Raw genomic sequence first — 16,095 nt, 5'->3', positions numbered from 1 at the left:
CGAGGCGAGGTCGTGAGTTTGGCGGTGGAGGTACTCGGCCTTGTCAAGAGTTACGGCCGGGTGCGGGTACTCGACGATATCGACATGCAGATCCCGGCAGGCACGGTGATGGGGCTGCTCGGCCCCAATGGTGCTGGCAAAACGACGACTGTCCGTATCGTTACCACCCTGCTGAGTCCGGATGCCGGGTCGGTGCGGGTTGCGGGCGTCGATGTGCTGCGCGATCCCGCGTCGGCGCGTCGGCGTATCGGCCTATCCGGTCAATACGCGGCGGTCGACGCCAACCTGTCCGGCTACGAGAACCTGCGCATGGTGGCCAGGTTGTACGGAATGACGCAGCGCCAGGCCACTGTTCGCGCGGACGAACTGCTCGATGCTTTCGGTCTGAACCACGCGGCGCACCGCAGGGCGGGCACCTACTCCGGAGGTATGGCGCGCCGCCTCGACCTCGCGGGTGCCCTGGTTGCCCGGCCCGCTGTCGTGGTGCTCGACGAGCCGACCACCGGCCTGGATCCGCGCGGCAGGCTCGACATGTGGCGCGTCATCGGCGATCTCGTCGACGACGGCACAACGGTGCTGCTCACCACGCAGTATCTGGAGGAGGCCGATTTACTTGCCGATCGGATCACCGTTATCGACCGCGGCCGGGTCATCGCCCGCGGCTCCGCCGACGAACTGAAGACCTCTATCGGTGGCGACCGGCTGACCGTCACACTTGCCGCAGGTCAGGACGCGAAGCCCGCGCTGTCGGTGCTCGCCCAGGTCGGCATCGGCGAGCCGAGCTGTAATGGCGGCCTCGACGAGGTGACGGTGGTGGTCGGCGACGGCTCACGAACCATGGTCGAGGCGCTGCGGCGACTCGACGACGCCGGCGTATGCGTCGTGGACGCGACGGTGCACCGGCCAAGTCTCGACGACGTATTCCTGTCCCTCACCGGCTCCGAGGCTCGCAAGGCCGTAAGCCTCGAGCCGGAAACCGACGACGCACAAGAGGAGATCCTGTCTTGAGTGACCGAACCGCCGTGCCGAGTACTCGCGAGGTGCACTCGTGAGTGCTACCCCGACGCTGGCGCGCGACGAGGCGCCGACCCCGGCGAAAGAAGAAGCGACCCACGGGATCGCGCATGAACCGAGGGCGAGGATCATTCGGGACAGTGCGATTGTCGCCCACCGCAACCTGCTGACCATCCTGCGGGTGCCGACCCTATTGGTTACCGCGACGATCCAGCCGCTGATGTTCGTGTTCCTGTTCGCGTATATCTTCGGCGCCTCGCTCGGCGGTGGACAGTACCGTGAATTCCTGCTTGCCGGAATCTTCACCCAGACAGTCGCTTTCAACGCGGCCTTCACGACCGTCGGGCTCGCGGGCGATCTGCACACGGGCATCATCGACCGGATGCGCACGCTGCCGATGTCGCGGCTCGCGGTGCTGATGGGACGCACCCTGTCCGACCTCGTGGTGAATGTCCTGAGCCTTGCCGTCATGGTCGGCTGCGGCTATGCGGTCGGCTGGCGGATCAACGGCGGCTTCCTCGACGCCGCACTGGCGTTCGGGCTGATCCTGCTGTTCGCCTTCGCCATGTCGTGGGTCGGCGCACTCACCGGCCTACTCTCGCCGACGGTCGAGGTAGCCCAAAGCGCCGGACTGATCTGGCTTTTCCCGCTCTCCTTCATCTCTTCGGCTTTTATCTCCGCGGAGACACTGCCCGGCCCGCTGCGCGCCGTCGCGGAATGGAATCCGATCACGGCGGTCTCGGCGGCGGGCAGGCGGTTGTTCGACAACAGTGCCCCACCGTCTTTCGTCCCCGCCACGGGCTGGGCTGCCGAACACTGCATCGAATATGCCATCGGCTGCTCGCTGCTGATCCTGGCGATCGCCGTTCCACTTTCCCTGCTGCGCTACCGAAAGGTCGCCAGCCACTGAAGAGATCTTGATCGGCAAGGAATCTGGCCTGCGGTCCTGTCTGTCGGCAGGACCGCAGCTCAGTTCTGGTGCACTGCGATCGTTCGCAACATCCTCGATTGCAGAGTGAACTGAAATATCGATGATTTGTCCGCGTACGTCTCCCGAAACGGGATGGTGCCCTCCGGTGGAATCCTCGGATTGATGTCCGCGATGGCGTCGGAGAAGTCGAACCGGTCGGCGAGATCTACCTGCGTGACCTGCAGACTCTTGGCACGTAGCGTCGACATGTGAAAGGCCGCCTACCTCGAACGGAATCGAGGCAAGCGGCCATCGGGCTTACGCCCCACAGTATTTGTCAGGCGCGCCGACGGGTCTTCAGGAGGTCGAGGCGCTCCTTGAGGAGCTCCTCGAGTTCGTCCTTGCTGCGACGCTCCAGCAGCATGTCCCAGTGGGTGCGCGGCGGCTTGACCTTCTTGGCTTCCTGGGTGGTGCCCTCCATGAGGGCGCCCTCCTGGCCGTTGCGGCACAGCCAGGTCGGGGGGATCTCGGCGTCGTCGGCGAACGGCACGTCGAATTCCTCGCCGTTGTCCGTCTTGTACCGAGCGATCCGCCGCGGAGCCAGGTCGTGGTCGCGATCGGTCTCGTAGCTCACCGCTCCGAGTCGACTGCCCCGGAGTACGCGATCTGCCATGGTGTGCCTCTCCCTAGGTGCTCGAGTCTTGTTTCGCTGCGACCGTGTCCGACCGAGCTCACGCTCGTATGACGTATGTGCAACGAACAGGCCTGCGCTGATAGTTCCCGACACGGCGACGGTGAACCGTTCCATTGTAGTCGCTGTGCCGCGTCGGCTACGCCACGCCTGCGGTGTCGCCATTGCTGGGGACCTCGGGATCCATCGAGTGAGCCGGACCACTAATGTTCTGCGTCATGTCGCGACGCTTGCTGTCCTGCTTGTGGTGCGGAAGAGAGCTCATCGAATCCGAGGCCGGACGCCGTCGCCGGTACTGCCGCCAATCGTGTCGCCAACGCGCCTACGAGCATCGCAACAGCTTGAAGGGAACCGGAATTCCCGACGACTCCGTTGTGCTCAGCGCGCAGGAGGCGACGGACCTCGCCGACCGCTGGTTCGCCGCGAGGTGTGCCGCGGAGGATGTCGCCACGGCGATCGGTGAGGGCGCGAATGCCGAGGAACTGAAAAGCTTGAGCGCCACGCTGCTCGAACTGACCCGCGACGCCGAACGCTTGCGGTGATCCGCCGCCGTCGGATGCGTTATCCGAGTGGCTGAGCACCTGGTATGCGGTCAGGGCTCGGCGACGGCGGCGAGGGGCGGGTGAAATAGTCCTCGGCCGCCAGGTCCGAGCTGGTCGACCGGTTGCGCATGTAGATGACGGTGAGCAGCAGCACCATCGTTGCCGCGAGCCCGCCGCCCGCGGCCAGCGTGGCGCCGTCCGGATGGATGAGCGACTGTGCCCGCAACGCCTGCCAGGTCACGATCGACAGCATTCCCGCGTAGCCGAGCGCCGATACGGACATGACAGAGGCTCGTGCGCGTTCGGTGCGCAGCCAAGGAAACCGCGGTGCCAGCCACGCCGAGGCGAAGGCCGTGAGCAGCAACACCTGAATACCGTGCAACCCGACGAAGTGCGGGACACGCAGGTCACCGCCGATTGTGCTCCAGTGCGTGATCGGCATGCCACCCATATCGTCGCGCGCCACGTCCGCGGACCGCGCGCCGTCCTCGACCACGGTGTGCCCGGACATGAGTTCCACGATGTTGCCGTCCGTGTCGCGGACGCGCTGCTTGCCGGTGTAACCCATTTGATAGGCGATCACCATCCCGGCGACCGCCAGAGCGAGGCCGGCGTGGATGGCGCGGCCGGTCGGTCGGTCGACGATGCGCTGCCACGAAAGGATCACCGCGATAGTCAGATTCGCGAGAAACAGGCCGGGCACGCCGAATTGGAACACCTGCTGGCCGATCGAGGTCGCGGTGTCGCCACTGTCGTTGTTGAAGTGGCTGAAGGTGCCGCGCGCGGCCTGCACCGCGATGAACGCGACGTCGGCGAACCCGGTGATGGCGAACACGGTGCCGAGCCACCATGTTGCTCGACTTCCTTTGTGCGGCAACGACAGCAGCCATGCCAGTGTGAAGCTGTAGAGCAAGAAGGCGAACGCGAATTTGAGCGGTTTGAGCCATACCGACTCGCCGAGCAGCATGCGGTCGTCGATGACCATGCCGCTGATCGAGATCAGCATGAGCGCGGCCATCGCGGCCGCCATCCACAGCAGCGGGCGGTGCAGTCGGCCTTCGGGAATCGCGTCGGCAAGGCGGTGTCGCGGCGCGGATTCCCGGGCAGTGGAGTCGATATCGATCGTCGGCATGTGTCGACGGTAGGAATCGGCAACGTCCGAACACGTCCCGCTACAGCGCCATTCGCGGCTGATACCGGGGTGCTAGGGGTGGGACCTGAGGCGTTCGTGAGCCCTCGTCGACTCGCGAACGCCACGGAGATCTCAGTCGTCGGCAGCGTGTCCGACGTCGATGCCTCGGGCGGCCAGCCATGGCATCGGATCGACGGGGCCGGCGTCGGGCAGGTGCACCTCATAGTGCAAGTGCGGGCCGGTGGAGAAGCCTCGGTTGCCGACGGTGGCGATGGTGTCGCCCGCAAGGACCTCCTGGCCGACGGTGGCAAGGAGGTCGTTCACGTGGCCGTAGACGCCGATGCTGCCGTCGTCCTGCTGGACGCGTACCCACAGGCCGAAGCCGGAGGCGGGCCCGGCCTCGATGACGGTGCCGTCGGTGACCGCGCCGATCGGGGTGCCGATCGGGTCGGCGAAGTCGAGGCCCGCGTGCAGTGTGCCCCAGCGGGTGCCGAAGTTGGAGGTCAGGATGCCCTCGATGGGGCGGACGGTGCGCGGACGCGCGGCCTCGACGGCCACCTGGTTCTGCTCCCAGAGGGCGGCCTCGGGCACGAATTGCGGTATCTGGGCTTCGGGGGGTGTGAACTGGACGGCGTCGCGTGCCTCGGCGTCGGTCATCGGGGTAGGGGACTCGCCTGCCACGAGGCGGGCCGAAGTGGACGAATCGGCCTGATGCTGATCAGCGGCGGCCAGCACGCCGAGTGCGGCGCTCACGACGGCGGTGACGGCAACCGCGCGGGTGGCGGCACGGTAGCGGCGGGAATGGGTGGTGGCGCCGCTACGGCGGATAGGTAACGAAACGGTCACGGGCATGAATTGAACCTACGGGAGTGTCATGCATGTTCTGCAATCTTGTGGTTACCGTCACAGTGTGGCAAAAGCCCTGGTGGGGTATCACGGATAGGTAACGATACTGCCCGGAGATCGATCTGACCTGGGGAAATTTGTCAGTGGGCCGAATTGACTGACCAGATGCTAGTCGATCACACTACTTAAGTGGTCACTAATGGAGCTCGTGCGCTAGAGGCGCTCGCCGACCCGACTCGCCGGGCCATCTTCGAATCACTGCCGACGGCGCCGCTGTCGGTTGGTCAGCTGGCGACGATCGTCGGGGTGAGCAGCTCCGCGGTCTCCCAGCATCTGCGGGTGCTGCATGAAGCCAGGCTGGTGATGATGCGCAAAGACGGGAATCGACGGCTGTGTTCCCTCGACCCACGCGGACTCGGCGACGCGCGCGACTACCTGGAGCAGTTCTGGCCGAGCGCGCTGGCCGCATACGCGGCCGCGCTGAGTACCGCACGGGCCGAAGAGGGACTCTGACCGCGGGTGGGGTTTCGAGCGCTCAGCCCACGCGGCGGTAGCTGCTCCGGCGGCGGTCGGTGCCGTTGGCCTGCCAGTTGAGCGTGGTGAGCTGCTGGTTGACGGCGTTGATGACATCGGTGACCCCGATCCGCAACAGACCGGGGTCAGGAGTGCCGGCATCGGGGTCGCCGACCTGACCCGCCCACAGCACCGCGTGCCTGCCGAGGAGATGCGGTGGCGGTCCACCCCAGCGCGGCGGGGTGGGTCCGAACAGCTGCACGGTCCGCGTGCCGAAAGCGGTGGCCAGGTGACCGACACCGGTGTCGCCGGAAATGACGAGCCCGGCCTCGGCGACGGTGGCGGACAGTTCGATCAGGTTCTGCTCGCCCGCGAGCACCCGCCTGGTGGGCAGGCTCGCGAGCGCGGCGATATTCAGCGCGATATCGCGTTCGGTTTCGTCGCCGGTGAGTACGACATCACGGCCGAGCACCAGTAGGTGGCGCACGACGGCGGCGAATCGGTCCGGCGGCCACCGGCGGGCCGGGGCGCCCGCGCCGATATGGACGACGACACAGTCTCGGTGGCTGGCGGTCGAGACCGGCGGTACCAGTCCGAGATTGCGTCGATCGGCGGTGATGCCGTCGGACTCGAGTAGATGACACCAACGCTCGACGTCATGCATGTCCGACTGCCACTGCGGGCCTTCCAGGTCGGGAAAGGCGGTATTGCGATAGGTGAGGATGCGGCCGGGCTCGGCCTTGGTCAGCGTGACGATGCTCTCGGCGCTGGCACCGTGCAGATTGACGGCCAGTTCGGGCCGCGGGGCATCCCAGCGCAAGGCGCCGAGCTCACCGGTCGGCATTATCGTGTCGACCGAGGCGGTCAGGTCGACGATCGGCTTCAGCCGCTGCGGCGTGGCAAGGATGATGTGGTCGTTGGGCCTGGCTCTGCGCAGGGCACGCAGCGCGGGGACAGCGGTGAGTAGATCACCCAGCCCGCGTGCCTGCAGCACGAGTACAACCGCCACCCTCTTCTCCTAAGCCACCCGAGAGACTTACGAAACCCGACCCGATCGCGTACATCGATGGATGTACGCGCCGAGAGTCACTTAGGGATGACTACCCGACCATCTCTGGCGATAAACGTGGACGACTCGGACGTTATCTATCCCACAAGCGCGGTAACCCTCCCACGGCCTCGGCCGGGGAACTAGCCTTCAGTGGGGCGGTGGCAACTACTCCTGAGGAGCGTTCCCAATGGTCTCCAGGCTCAACCCCTATATAAGTTTCGGAGACAGCGCGCGGGCGGCTCTCGAGTTCTATCGAGAGGTCTTCGGCGGCACGCTGTCCATCGACACGTTCGGTAATTTCGGCGACAAGGACGCACCGGGCGCGGAACTGGTCATGCACGGCATGTTGGAGACGCCGAGCGGGTTCACGCTGATGGCCTCCGACACTCCGCCCGGTATGGAATACACACCGGGAAGCAGTATTTCGGTCAGTCTCAGCGGTGACGACAGCGTCGAGCTGCGCGGTTACTGGGACCAGTTGGTGACGGGCGGCGCCATCAGTGTGCCGTTGGAGAAGCAGATGTGGGGCGACGAATTCGGCATGTGCACCGACAAGTTCGGTGTTGCCTGGTTGGTTAACATAACTCCCGCCGCCGCTCAGTAGGGCGATCAGGGGGCCGGTGCGACTCGGCGCGTTGTATAGCAAATGGCCAGACAACATCTGCCACACGGCCTAATATCACGCTATGACGACAAACAGCGTGGTAGAGGGACCGCTGCAAGCGCTTGCCCGCAGTGCGTGGCAATCGGTTCTGGTCACTGGCTTACTCTCGGTGATCCTCGGTGTTCTGATTCTGGTGTGGCCGGGCAAGACATTGCTGGTGGCCGGCATCATCTTCGGTATCTATCTGGTGGTGACCGGCGTGTTGCAGTTGCTGGCCGCCTTCGGTGCACCGGCGAGCGCCGGTATGCGGGTGCTCTCCTTCATTACCGGTGTCCTGTCGATCGTGATCGGCGTCTTCTGCTTCCGTGATGAGCTTGCTTCGATTCTCTTGCTCGGTATTTGGATTGGTATCGCGTGGCTGTTCCGTGGCGTGGCCTCGACGATGGCCGCGATTTCCGAACCCGCGTTGCCAGGGCGTGGCTGGATCGCATTCTTCGGTGTGATCACCGCGATCGCGGGTGTCGTGCTGATCGTCTGGCCGGTCGAGTCGGTGGCGACCCTGGCATGGGTCGCCGGTATCTGGTTGGTTGTCCTCGGCATCATGGAGATGATTACTTCGTTCGGTATCCGCAAGGACTCCAAGAAGCTGCACGAAGCGCTCTGACCTCGTAAAACGGACTCCGGCCCGCACTAAGGCGCGGGCCGGAGTCCGTTTATCGGAGGGGTGGGTCTCGAAGTTCCACGACGCGGAGTGCTGGTCGCCGCACTCTGGAACCGAGCGAGGAGAGTCACGACTCGAACAGTGTTTGTCCGAGGTATCGGCCCGGTGATCGGACTCCCGGTGGGATGACGAACACCGCCGACCCGATCGGCGTCGTCCAGACGTTGAGGGCGTCGAACGCGGCGAGACGCTGCTGTACCGGCAGATATTGGGCGTCCACGTCGCGCTGGAACGCGGCGAACAGGAGCCCGGAGTTGGAGGTCTGGCCCGGCGGCGGTGCGTCGTCGTAGTTGTAGCCGCGCCGCAGGAAACGTTCGCGATCGCTGGTGTGGTGCGCGCGTGCGATATGTGAGGACTGCGGGATGACCGCAATGCCGTGCGCGTCGACGGCCGTGAAGTCCGGCTCGTCGAGTTCCCTGCTTCCGGTCAGTGGCGCACCGTCGGCGAGTGTGCGACCGACGGTGAGTTCCCTTCCCTCCCTGTCGATTTCGTCCCAGGTGTCGAGTGTCATCGCGATGCGCCGCAGCACCAGTGAGGTGCCGCCTGTCAGCCAGGGGTGTGCGCGACCGTCGTCCCACACCAGTTCGGCGAAGTCCGGTGTGCCCGGTGCGATATTGACGGTTCCGTCGACCTGGCCCATCAGGTTGCGTGGGGTCTGCCCTGGTGCGACATTGCGGAAACCGCGCTGCACCCAGCGCACCGAGACCAGCGAGGCCACGTTCTTACCGAGCACCCGCACCGCGTGCGAGACCGTCGTCGCCTCGTCGGCACAGACCTGCAACATCAGATCGCCGTCGTTCCACGCCGGTTCGAGGCGATCGATGTCGAATGGCGGCAACGGACGCAACCACGACGGCCTGTGCTGTGGGAGGCCCGCCACGGTGAACACCCGCGGCCCCAATCCGACGGTGACCGTGAGCCGTGCGGGCCGTTGTGCCAGTTCGGGTTCGGTATCGGCAAGTGCGGGACGGCCCTGGGTGAGCCGTGCGGCATCGTCGGTCCAGATTTTCAGGATCCCGATGATGTCGTCACGGTCGGTGCCCGGGCGCAGATCGAACCCGATGAATGCCGCATGCGTGGGCGGCGCGGTCTCGATGCCTGCCTGATGTTCGCCGTAGAACGGCTCCGTCGCGGCCGCTGTCGGATCATTGGAATCACCGGTCTGTCGATCACCGAGCGTGACCGCGCCCCAGCCGATTCCGGCGGCACCGGCCGCCGCGGCGGCGCCACCGAAAAGGCTGCGGCGATTGAGGCGTCCGGTGCCCGAGGACTCAGCCACCGTGCGCGGGGGCCGGTGCGGCGCCACCCATGTGATCGCCGTCAGGTGCGTAGTTCTCCTGGTTGCCGGGGAAGTCGCGCACCTGAGCGGTGAAAGTGGTGCTGGTCCCGTCGTCGAAGGTGAGCGTGACCGGCGTTTCCGCACCGGTGCGCAGCGGCGCTGTCAGGCCCATGAACATGATGTGGTCGCCACCGGGGCGCAGCGCGACGGTGCCGTGCGCCGCAATTACGAAGCCGCCCTTCTTCGGCTGCATCTTCTTTGTTCCGTCCGCGGCCGCGACGATCTCGTGCAGTTCGACGCGTGCGGATGCGGGGCTGGTGGCGGAGACCACGGTTACCGGTTTGCCGCTGGAGTTGTTCAGATCGCCGAACGCGGCGGACATCTCGCTGTCGGCGGCTTTGATCCACTGATCCGCGACAGTGATCGAATCCGCTGCCTTGGTGGGCGCGGTGTTCGCGTCGTTGGATGAGCAGCTGACCAGCAGGAGTGGGACCGCCGTGAGTGCGGCCGCACCACGCAGCAGCCGGGAGGTGCGGGGGGCGAATGTTCGGGTTGTCATGTGGGGGCTCCGATCGGGTGTGAGGGGTTTCCCGGTGGGCAGGCACGCGAGTGCTATCGCCGAGACGGGCGATCGACGATCCGTGTCGGGTGAGTGGTCGCGTGCGACTCACTGCGGCGCGGTATATGCGCCGAGTGCAGGTCTGCGCCGACGGAAAACTCCGGTCGAGTAGTGATGTGCCAGCGTTGTTTCCGCGAGAGAACGGCCCGAGTCGCCTGGGGTGCGGGTCGCCGAAAATCCGATGTCGCTCGAATCCGGCGCGACGACGCACTCGGTCACGCGAACGATTTCACTGTGCTGACAAGGGATATCGAGCACATATGCGTGATGGCACTTGATGCGCTGAAGCATCGACTGCCCACGCGGCAGGCTAGCGCGCTGCCGGTGGTCCCCTGGTGCCGATGCCCGAGCTGAAAAGCAGCCGCTTCGGCGTCGGCACCGGGCCGGGAGACGCTGTGAAGGCAGGGGCGTGCGGTGTGAGCGGACCGGCGCCGAGGACGTCGACGGCCCGCTGCGCACTCGATGCCGCAACCGAGATGGCCCGCTCCGCGCCATGGATGAGCAGCGCCCCAACCGGAATCGCGATGAGGTGCGTGATGAGCATCGTCGCGCCGGTCGGTGTGTTGTGGTGGTGCCCTGGCGACAACGACAACGCGAGATGGCCGATGGTCTGGCCGATCGCGAGCATCGTCATCACCTCGACGACGGCGTGCCGGACGCGCATCGAGGCGACCACGGCACCCACCAGCGCGCAGGCTGCGAGCAGCAGGGCGAGCGAGGGCTGGTCGGAAGAGACGGTGCCGCCACCGAGAGCGTGGGCGGCGATACTCACCGCACCGGACGTGGATCCGACGAATGCGCCGCGCAATCGCGCCGCTGCCTTCGTCGGTGTTCGCACCGGCTCATACTACTTCCGGTCGTAGGACATACCGCACCGGATTGCGCGACGGTCGGGCCGGTACCGGGAGTAGCTATGTCGAAGCGCGGCCGGATGGTGTCGTTCATCAGGAATTCGAGCCATCGGTGGCGCGGTCACAGGGGCAGGAAGCCGGTCCCGATCCCGCCGGTCCGGTCGATGTCGTCGAGCACCATGCCGATCTGACTGGCCACGGCCGGGTCGTGGACCGGTGCTCCCATGTTCTGGCACACGATGTCGAAGACGGTCACCCCGAGCACCTTGACGCCGATGTGTCCGACGTTCATTCCCACGAGGCGGTCGCCGATGGTCACCGGACCACCCGAATCGCCTGGGCGTGAGCAGATTTGATTCTGGAACCACCACCGATGCGTGTCCCATACGACCCCGCAGTTGAACCCGGACGTGCGCCCGTTCTTGCAGACGACTCACCCTCGCGCGGCGGCGCGCAGTGCAGGCCGATTGCCCGCCGAGCACGATGCCCGATCCGCCGCCGAGCGCCGCACGTCGGTCTGCCGCCGTCGCCGACCCGGGGAATTCGAGGGTGGCGAAGACTGCGACCGCCGCGGCAACGAGCACGCGAATCCCGATCCGTCCCGTGGCAAACATGCCGCTAACTGTGCTCCGGGTCGGTCGGCTTGTGCCGGATCTTGTGTCATCCCTTCCGTTGCAGGTCGGACACGGTTTGGTGTAGCTGGGTCGGCTCGGTGGCACCGTCGATGTCCGCGGACATCGACAGGCAATCGTCCAGCGCAGGGGCCGGTCCGGTGCTGCTCGCAGCGGTGTCGGCGGTGCGCTGCAACCACGGCGTCGCGGACCAAGATCCGTTGCGGCGCTCCGGATTTCCATTGCGCGCCCCAACGCGACAGAATGACGTATTGGGCCACGTAAGAGCAGGCCTTCATGGTTAGGTAGCTCTCAACAATCCAGACATGCGAATCGCGCATGGGAGGGTGACGATGATGGGTTCGGAGTCGGTACCGGTGGGCATCGACCCCACCAAGCCGAGCATTTCGCGAGTCTATGACGCACTATTGGGCGGCAAAGACTTTTACGACAGCGACCAGCGAGTGGTCGACCACCTGATCGAGACAATGCCGCAGGTCGATGTACTTGCGAAAATCAATCGGGCAATCCTGGGTCGCGGCGTGCGATACCTGGCGGGCGAGGCCGGGTTGAAGCAGTATCTCGACCTCGGTGCCGGGCTGCCGACCATGGAGAACACCCATCAGGTCGCCCAGTCGTTCCATCCGGATGCGCGGGTCGTATACGTCGACAACGACCCAATTGTCTTAGCGCACGGGCGGGCTCTGCTGGAGCAGGACAAGAGCACCCGGGTCGTGACGGCCGACCTGCGTCAGCCGGACAAGGTTCTCGGGCATCCCGATGTGCAAAAGTTGATCGATTTCTCCGAGCCTGTGGCGGTGTTGCTCGTCGGCATGCTGCACCACCTGCACGATGACGAAAACCCGGAGGCTGTGGTCGACGGATACCTGGACGCGGTGCCGCCGGGCAGCCATGTGTTCATCACACACTTCCTCAACGAGGGGCCCGAGGCGGGGCCGGTGGAGAAGTCGTTCCTGGAATTCCTCGGCACCGGGCGGTTCCGGACGCGCGAAGAAATCCTGCGGCTGTTCCGAGGTCTGGAGTTGGTGGAGCCCGGCCTGGTGTACTTGCCGGAATGGCGGCCGGACCGGATCGTGCGCGACAAGCTCACCCTTGCCGAGCGGCTGATGGTCGGCGGGATAGCCCGCAAGTAGTTGTTGGTGAAAGGCTTTGACCAGCGTGGGACGGTGCGCTTGGTCAAAGCCTTTCATGTTGTATCTTTCGCGGGCTCGGCCCATGAGCCAGGGGCGAGCCGTCAGTCGGCGGACGCTCGCGCAGCGTCGAACGGCGCCCGGTCGAAGAGGAAGCGGCTCTGTGTGATTCGGCCGTCGAGGATGGTGACCAGTTCCGCGCCGGGGGCATCGGCGACCGGGACGGTGGACGTGTCGTACATGACGAGGGCGGTGCGCTCATCCCCGAACGCCGCCAGCATCGAGGCGCTGGTGAGGATTTGGCTGAACGGTTCCAGAAAGGCGCGGTAGGCGGCGGCGCCCTCGATGCGGCCCGCGGGGGCGTCGCAGACAATGTCATCGGACACGTATGTCATGGCCTTGTCCATGTCTTTGCCGGACCAGGCGTGGAAGTATTCCAGGGCCACCCGGACGGCGGGGCTGTCGTTGCTGATCATGTCGGCCTCGATTCGGTCGATGGAAAGGGTTCATTGATACAGACACCGACACCCACACGAACGGACCGGAGCTGCCGCGGATGTCGGTCCCGGGTGCCACGATGGCGGCATGACGGAGGCATTGGCGGCAGCCCTCGGCGGTGACGAGCGGGCGTTCGGTGAGCTCACCGAGCCGTATCGTCGTGAGTTGCAGCTGCACTGTTATCGAATGCTCGGCTCGTTCCACGACGCCGAGGACGTGTTGCAGGAGACGTTGGTGGCCGCTTGGCGCGGCCTGGCCGACTTCCAGCAGCGTTCCTCGGTCCGCACCTGGCTGTACCGGATCGCCACCAACCGCTGCCTCAACGCACAGCGCGACGCGCATCGCCGACCGGTGCAGCCGCTACCCTTCGAGGTGCCCGATCCCACCCGTGCGGGCGAGGTCAGTTGGCTCGAGCCGTACCCGGACGCCCTGCTGGATCCCGAACACCGATATCAGTTACGGGAATCGGTCGAGCTGGCGTTCATCACGGCCCTGCAGCAGTTGCCGCCGCGCCAGACCGCGGTGCTGGTGCTGCGGGATGTCTTGGACTTCAGCCGATCCGAGGTCGCCGAGATGCTCGGCACCAGCACCACCGCCGTGAAGTCCGCGCTGCAGCGCGCCCGCGAAACCCTGGATGTCGATCGCGCCCGCACCGATCGGGCCGATCCCGGTTCGGATATCGAGCGTGAGCTGACTCGGCGCTTCGCTGCCGCGTACACCGCCCGCGATGTCGACGGTGTCGTCGCGCTGCTCACCGACGACGCGTGGCTCACAATGCCGCCCTGGCCCCACGAGTACCAGGGACACACCGCGATCGCCGCATTCCTGCACTGCGTACCGGCCTTTCGCGATCGGAATCCGTTGCGACTCGAGGCAACTCGCGCCAACGGCGGGCCCGCATTCGGGGTCTATGCGCGACACGCGGGCGAATCGGAGTTCCGCGCCACCGGGTTGCTGGTGCTCGCCGCGGAAGGCAACCGAATCGGGTCACTCACCCACTTTCCACCCGCCGAATGCTTCCCACGCCTCCAGCTGCCGCTGGTGGTGTCGAAATTCGCGACCGTGATCGGGCCGTAAGCACCTGACGTAAGCGCAGATTCGCGATCGCTACATCCTCATGTCCACGGAATCTCCACACTTGACGCTGCTTCTCTCCACAGCGGGTGGTTAGGGTTTCGGATCATGGAGCAGCGCGCAGTGGTCGCCGGGCAGCAGGTAGCGCGGCGGATCCTTGTCGTCGACGATGAGGTGACCATCGCCGAATCCGTCGCGGCACGGCTTCGGGCGGAGGGCTTTACCGTCGATATGGCGCATGACGGGCCTGCCGCGGTGGCTGCCGTCGAGGCCGGGGCGCCCGATCTGGTGGTGCTCGATGTGATGCTGCCCGGGTTCGATGGGCTGGAAGTGTGTCGGCGTATCCAGGCCGGGCGAGGTGTGCCGGTATTGATGCTCACCGCTCGCACCGATGAAACCGATCAACTCATCGGGCTCGGGGTCGGCGCCGACGACTATCTCACCAAGCCGTTTTCGATGCGGGTGCTCGCCGCCCGGGTGCACGCGCTGCTTCGTCGCATGGACCGCGCGGCCGAGCGGGACGACGCCATCATCATTGTCGGCGACCTGCGCATCGACCTCGACCAGCGTCGGGTGTGGCGCAGTGATGTCGAAGCCCAGCTGACCCCACTCGAATTCGAGCTGCTGGCCCGCCTCGCCCGCCGCCCCCGCGTGGTGCTGGCCCGCGAACGACTACTCGAGGAGGTCTGGGACTGGGCCGACGCCGCGGGCACTCGCGCCGTCGACAGCCACATCAAAGCCCTGCGCCGCAAACTCGGGCCCGACCTCATCCGCACCGTCCACGGCGTCGGTTACGCATTGGAGGCACGATGAACCGTGATGAGTCGGCCGTGACCTCCGCCGAAAACATCGGATGCGCCGGTGTGGAATCCGGAATATCCGCGGAGGGTTCGCGCGGGCTCCGGAAGGTGAGCGATTTCGTCGCGGAGGTGTTGCCGCGCCCGCTCGATCCGGTGCGGTCGATCAAACTCAAGTTGGCGATTCTGATGCTGGTCTCGGGTGGGGTGGCCTTCGGGTTCTTTCGCTTCAAGATCGGCTGGCTGCCGCCGCGGACCACGATCGCTGCCGTCGTTATCGCGTTGGTGACTTCGCAGGTCCTTGCGCACGGCATCACGAGGCCGTTGCGTGAGATGACCGCCGCGGCCAAGCGGATGGCTCATGGCGATTACACCCGGCGGGTGCGCGCGAGTTCCCGCGACGAGGTGGGGCAGCTTGCGGAAGCGTTCAATCAGATGGCCGCCGACCTGGCCGCCGCCGATCAGCAGCGCCGCGATCTCATCGCCAACGTCTCGCACGAGCTGCGCACGCCGATCACCGCACTGCATGCGGTACTGGAGAATCTCGTGGACGGAGTGTCCGAGCCCGATCCGAAGACGTTGCGCACCGCGCTCGCGCAGACCGAGCGGTTGGGCCTGCTGGTCTCCGAACTGCTCGATCTTTCCAGCATCGAGGCAGGCGCTTTCCCGCTCGATCGCGAACGTTTGGACATTGCACCGCTATTGGCCCAGGTTGTCGCCGAGGCCGAGGTGATGGCGGCAGCACTCGGACGAGGTGTGCGGTTTTGCACCGACGTGCAACCAAGCACCGCGAGCATCTCGGCAGACCCCGCACGTCTGCATCAGGTGCTGCTGAACCTGCTCGACAACGCCGCACGCCATGGCCCGGCCGGCGGCGAAGTCCGGATCACAGCCCACTCCGACCACGGCCGACTGGTCATCGACGTCCACGACGAAGGTCCAGGCATCCCGCTCGCCGAACGCGCCCTCGTGTTCGACCGCTTTACCCGCGGCGGCCGCACCGATGACGGCGGCACCGGCCTCGGCCTCGCCATCTCCCGCTGGATTGTCGACCTACACGGCGGCACCATCGCTGTTGCCGACCCCGGCTCCCGCATCCGCGTAGTCCTGCCGGACCGCTGACCCACCCGAACCGCTTCCAGCCCGAACCACCGCACCGCACCCGGGCCGTCCGAGAGGACCCGGGGCGAT

At 65.9% G+C, this 16,095-nt stretch carries 20 protein-coding genes; 10 read left to right on the top strand and 10 right to left on the bottom strand.

The annotated features are described in order from the left end of the window. The first annotated feature begins 12 nt into the window (after nt 1-12). Nucleotides 13-1,008 carry an ATP-binding cassette domain-containing protein gene (locus ACLMAJ_RS04075; protein ID WP_412012119.1) on the top strand — a complete coding sequence of 332 codons (996 nt, stop codon included), beginning with the start codon at nt 13-15 and terminating at the stop codon, nt 1,006-1,008. Nucleotides 1,009-1,117: 109 nt separating this feature from the next. Beyond that, the gene (locus tag ACLMAJ_RS04070) at nt 1,118-1,924 is read left to right on the top strand and encodes an ABC transporter permease (protein WP_412012494.1); all 807 of its coding nucleotides are present in this window, start codon (nt 1,118-1,120) and stop codon (nt 1,922-1,924) included. Nucleotides 1,925-1,983: 59 nt separating this feature from the next. Here ACLMAJ_RS04070 and ACLMAJ_RS04065 read toward each other — a convergent pair whose 3' ends face one another. Both ACLMAJ_RS04065 and ACLMAJ_RS04060 read right to left on the bottom strand, forming a co-directional pair. Then, on the bottom strand, nt 1,984-2,193 hold the full coding sequence (locus ACLMAJ_RS04065; protein ID WP_412012118.1) for a hypothetical protein: 210 nt from the start codon (nt 2,191-2,193) through the stop codon (nt 1,984-1,986). Between the two features lie 68 nt (nt 2,194-2,261). After that, nucleotides 2,262-2,597 carry an RNA polymerase-binding protein RbpA gene (locus ACLMAJ_RS04060; RefSeq protein ID WP_412012117.1) on the bottom strand — a complete coding sequence of 112 codons (336 nt, stop codon included), beginning with the start codon at nt 2,595-2,597 and terminating at the stop codon, nt 2,262-2,264. Nucleotides 2,598-2,833: 236 nt separating this feature from the next. Between ACLMAJ_RS04060 and ACLMAJ_RS04055 the strand changes: the two genes are divergently transcribed. After that, nucleotides 2,834-3,157, top strand: a complete 324-nt coding sequence (locus ACLMAJ_RS04055) for a hypothetical protein (RefSeq protein ID WP_412012116.1) — start codon at nt 2,834-2,836, stop codon at nt 3,155-3,157. Nucleotides 3,158-3,176: 19 nt separating this feature from the next. Here ACLMAJ_RS04055 and ACLMAJ_RS04050 read toward each other — a convergent pair whose 3' ends face one another. After that, the gene (locus tag ACLMAJ_RS04050; protein WP_412012115.1) at nt 3,177-4,289 is read right to left on the bottom strand and encodes a hypothetical protein; all 1,113 of its coding nucleotides are present in this window, start codon (nt 4,287-4,289) and stop codon (nt 3,177-3,179) included. Between the two features lie 132 nt (nt 4,290-4,421). Next, nucleotides 4,422-5,141 carry a M23 family metallopeptidase gene (locus ACLMAJ_RS04045; protein WP_412012114.1) on the bottom strand — a complete coding sequence of 240 codons (720 nt, stop codon included), beginning with the start codon at nt 5,139-5,141 and terminating at the stop codon, nt 4,422-4,424. Between the two features lie 183 nt (nt 5,142-5,324). Between ACLMAJ_RS04045 and ACLMAJ_RS04040 the strand changes: the two genes are divergently transcribed. After that, nucleotides 5,325-5,648: an ArsR/SmtB family transcription factor gene (locus ACLMAJ_RS04040; RefSeq protein ID WP_412012113.1), complete on the top strand. Its 324-nt coding sequence runs from the start codon at nt 5,325-5,327 to the stop codon at nt 5,646-5,648. Between the two features lie 22 nt (nt 5,649-5,670). Here the strand turns inward: ACLMAJ_RS04040 and ACLMAJ_RS04035 are convergent, their stop codons facing one another. Further along, nucleotides 5,671-6,657 (bottom strand): glycosyltransferase family 9 protein, encoded by a 987-nt coding sequence (locus tag ACLMAJ_RS04035; protein ID WP_412012112.1) that lies wholly within the window; start codon nt 6,655-6,657, stop codon nt 5,671-5,673. Nucleotides 6,658-6,886: 229 nt separating this feature from the next. On the opposite strand from ACLMAJ_RS04035, the gene ACLMAJ_RS04030 reads away from it, so the two are divergent. Further along, the gene (locus tag ACLMAJ_RS04030; protein ID WP_412012111.1) at nt 6,887-7,303 is read left to right on the top strand and encodes a VOC family protein; all 417 of its coding nucleotides are present in this window, start codon (nt 6,887-6,889) and stop codon (nt 7,301-7,303) included. Nucleotides 7,304-7,385: 82 nt separating this feature from the next. Further along, nucleotides 7,386-7,967, top strand: coding sequence for an HdeD family acid-resistance protein (locus tag ACLMAJ_RS04025; protein ID WP_412012110.1), 582 nt, complete (start codon nt 7,386-7,388; stop codon nt 7,965-7,967). A 124-nt stretch (nt 7,968-8,091) separates the two neighbouring features. Here the strand turns inward: ACLMAJ_RS04025 and ACLMAJ_RS04020 are convergent, their stop codons facing one another. The 4 genes from ACLMAJ_RS04020 to ACLMAJ_RS04005 all read right to left on the bottom strand — a co-directional run bounded on the left by ACLMAJ_RS04020 (nt 8,092) and on the right by ACLMAJ_RS04005 (nt 11,092). After that, the gene (locus tag ACLMAJ_RS04020) at nt 8,092-9,303 is read right to left on the bottom strand and encodes a Dyp-type peroxidase (RefSeq protein WP_412012109.1); all 1,212 of its coding nucleotides are present in this window, start codon (nt 9,301-9,303) and stop codon (nt 8,092-8,094) included. Continuing rightward, the gene (locus ACLMAJ_RS04015) at nt 9,296-9,862 is read right to left on the bottom strand and encodes a copper chaperone PCu(A)C (protein ID WP_412012107.1); all 567 of its coding nucleotides are present in this window, start codon (nt 9,860-9,862) and stop codon (nt 9,296-9,298) included. The genes ACLMAJ_RS04020 and ACLMAJ_RS04015 overlap by 8 nt, the downstream gene beginning before the upstream one ends. Nucleotides 9,863-10,232: 370 nt before the next feature. Further along, nucleotides 10,233-10,760, bottom strand: a complete 528-nt coding sequence (locus ACLMAJ_RS04010) for a hypothetical protein (RefSeq protein WP_412012106.1) — start codon at nt 10,758-10,760, stop codon at nt 10,233-10,235. A 134-nt stretch (nt 10,761-10,894) separates the two neighbouring features. Further along, on the bottom strand, nt 10,895-11,092 hold the full coding sequence (locus ACLMAJ_RS04005; RefSeq protein ID WP_412012105.1) for a hypothetical protein: 198 nt from the start codon (nt 11,090-11,092) through the stop codon (nt 10,895-10,897). Between the two features lie 618 nt (nt 11,093-11,710). Between ACLMAJ_RS04005 and ACLMAJ_RS04000 the strand changes: the two genes are divergently transcribed. Next, nucleotides 11,711-12,538, top strand: a complete 828-nt coding sequence (locus ACLMAJ_RS04000) for an SAM-dependent methyltransferase (protein ID WP_412012104.1) — start codon at nt 11,711-11,713, stop codon at nt 12,536-12,538. Nucleotides 12,539-12,639: 101 nt separating this feature from the next. On the opposite strand, the gene ACLMAJ_RS03995 is transcribed toward ACLMAJ_RS04000, so the two are convergent. Beyond that, complete coding sequence (locus tag ACLMAJ_RS03995) at nt 12,640-13,011, bottom strand: nuclear transport factor 2 family protein (RefSeq protein ID WP_412012103.1); 372 nt, start codon at nt 13,009-13,011, stop codon at nt 12,640-12,642. Nucleotides 13,012-13,120: 109 nt separating this feature from the next. Here ACLMAJ_RS03995 and ACLMAJ_RS03990 point away from each other — a divergent pair, with 109 nt between their 5' ends. The 3 genes from ACLMAJ_RS03990 to ACLMAJ_RS03980 all read left to right on the top strand — a co-directional run bounded on the left by ACLMAJ_RS03990 (nt 13,121) and on the right by ACLMAJ_RS03980 (nt 16,026). Further along, nucleotides 13,121-14,110 carry an RNA polymerase subunit sigma-70 gene (locus tag ACLMAJ_RS03990; protein WP_412012102.1) on the top strand — a complete coding sequence of 330 codons (990 nt, stop codon included), beginning with the start codon at nt 13,121-13,123 and terminating at the stop codon, nt 14,108-14,110. Between the two features lie 105 nt (nt 14,111-14,215). Then, nucleotides 14,216-14,920, top strand: a complete 705-nt coding sequence (locus ACLMAJ_RS03985; RefSeq protein ID WP_412012101.1) for a response regulator — start codon at nt 14,216-14,218, stop codon at nt 14,918-14,920. 173 nt (nt 14,921-15,093) lie between these two features. Next, complete coding sequence (locus ACLMAJ_RS03980; RefSeq protein ID WP_412012493.1) at nt 15,094-16,026, top strand: HAMP domain-containing sensor histidine kinase; 933 nt, start codon at nt 15,094-15,096, stop codon at nt 16,024-16,026. Nucleotides 16,027-16,095 lie beyond the last annotated feature (69 nt).

Origin of the sequence: Nocardia arseniciresistens, from assembly GCF_046764875.1 — a bacterium.
In the GTDB taxonomy this organism is placed as follows: domain Bacteria; phylum Actinomycetota; class Actinomycetes; order Mycobacteriales; family Mycobacteriaceae; genus Nocardia; species Nocardia arseniciresistens.
The sequence above is the reverse complement of the archived record's forward strand: the minus strand, read 5'-3'. Positions and strand labels throughout refer to the sequence as shown.

Bases quoted from the DNA above. Each gene is read 5' to 3' on its own strand.
- ACLMAJ_RS04025 (WP_412012110.1), top strand. From the start codon at position 7,386: ATGACGACAAACAGCGTGGTAGAGGGACCGCTGCAAGCGCTTGCCCGC.
- ACLMAJ_RS04045 (WP_412012114.1), bottom strand. From the start codon at position 5,141: ATGCCCGTGACCGTTTCGTTACCTATCCGCCGTAGCGGCGCCACCACC.
- ACLMAJ_RS03980 (WP_412012493.1), top strand. From the start codon at position 15,094: ATGCTGGTCTCGGGTGGGGTGGCCTTCGGGTTCTTTCGCTTCAAGATC.
- ACLMAJ_RS04030 (WP_412012111.1), top strand. From the start codon at position 6,887: ATGGTCTCCAGGCTCAACCCCTATATAAGTTTCGGAGACAGCGCGCGG.
- ACLMAJ_RS03985 (WP_412012101.1), top strand. From the start codon at position 14,216: ATGGAGCAGCGCGCAGTGGTCGCCGGGCAGCAGGTAGCGCGGCGGATC.
- ACLMAJ_RS03990 (WP_412012102.1), top strand. From the start codon at position 13,121: ATGACGGAGGCATTGGCGGCAGCCCTCGGCGGTGACGAGCGGGCGTTC.
- ACLMAJ_RS04055 (WP_412012116.1), top strand. From the start codon at position 2,834: ATGTCGCGACGCTTGCTGTCCTGCTTGTGGTGCGGAAGAGAGCTCATC.
- ACLMAJ_RS04060 (WP_412012117.1), bottom strand. From the start codon at position 2,597: ATGGCAGATCGCGTACTCCGGGGCAGTCGACTCGGAGCGGTGAGCTAC.
- ACLMAJ_RS04065 (WP_412012118.1), bottom strand. From the start codon at position 2,193: ATGTCGACGCTACGTGCCAAGAGTCTGCAGGTCACGCAGGTAGATCTC.
- ACLMAJ_RS04050 (WP_412012115.1), bottom strand. From the start codon at position 4,289: ATGCCGACGATCGATATCGACTCCACTGCCCGGGAATCCGCGCCGCGA.
- ACLMAJ_RS04000 (WP_412012104.1), top strand. From the start codon at position 11,711: ATGCGAATCGCGCATGGGAGGGTGACGATGATGGGTTCGGAGTCGGTA.
- ACLMAJ_RS03995 (WP_412012103.1), bottom strand. From the start codon at position 13,011: ATGATCAGCAACGACAGCCCCGCCGTCCGGGTGGCCCTGGAATACTTC.
- ACLMAJ_RS04015 (WP_412012107.1), bottom strand. From the start codon at position 9,862: ATGACAACCCGAACATTCGCCCCCCGCACCTCCCGGCTGCTGCGTGGT.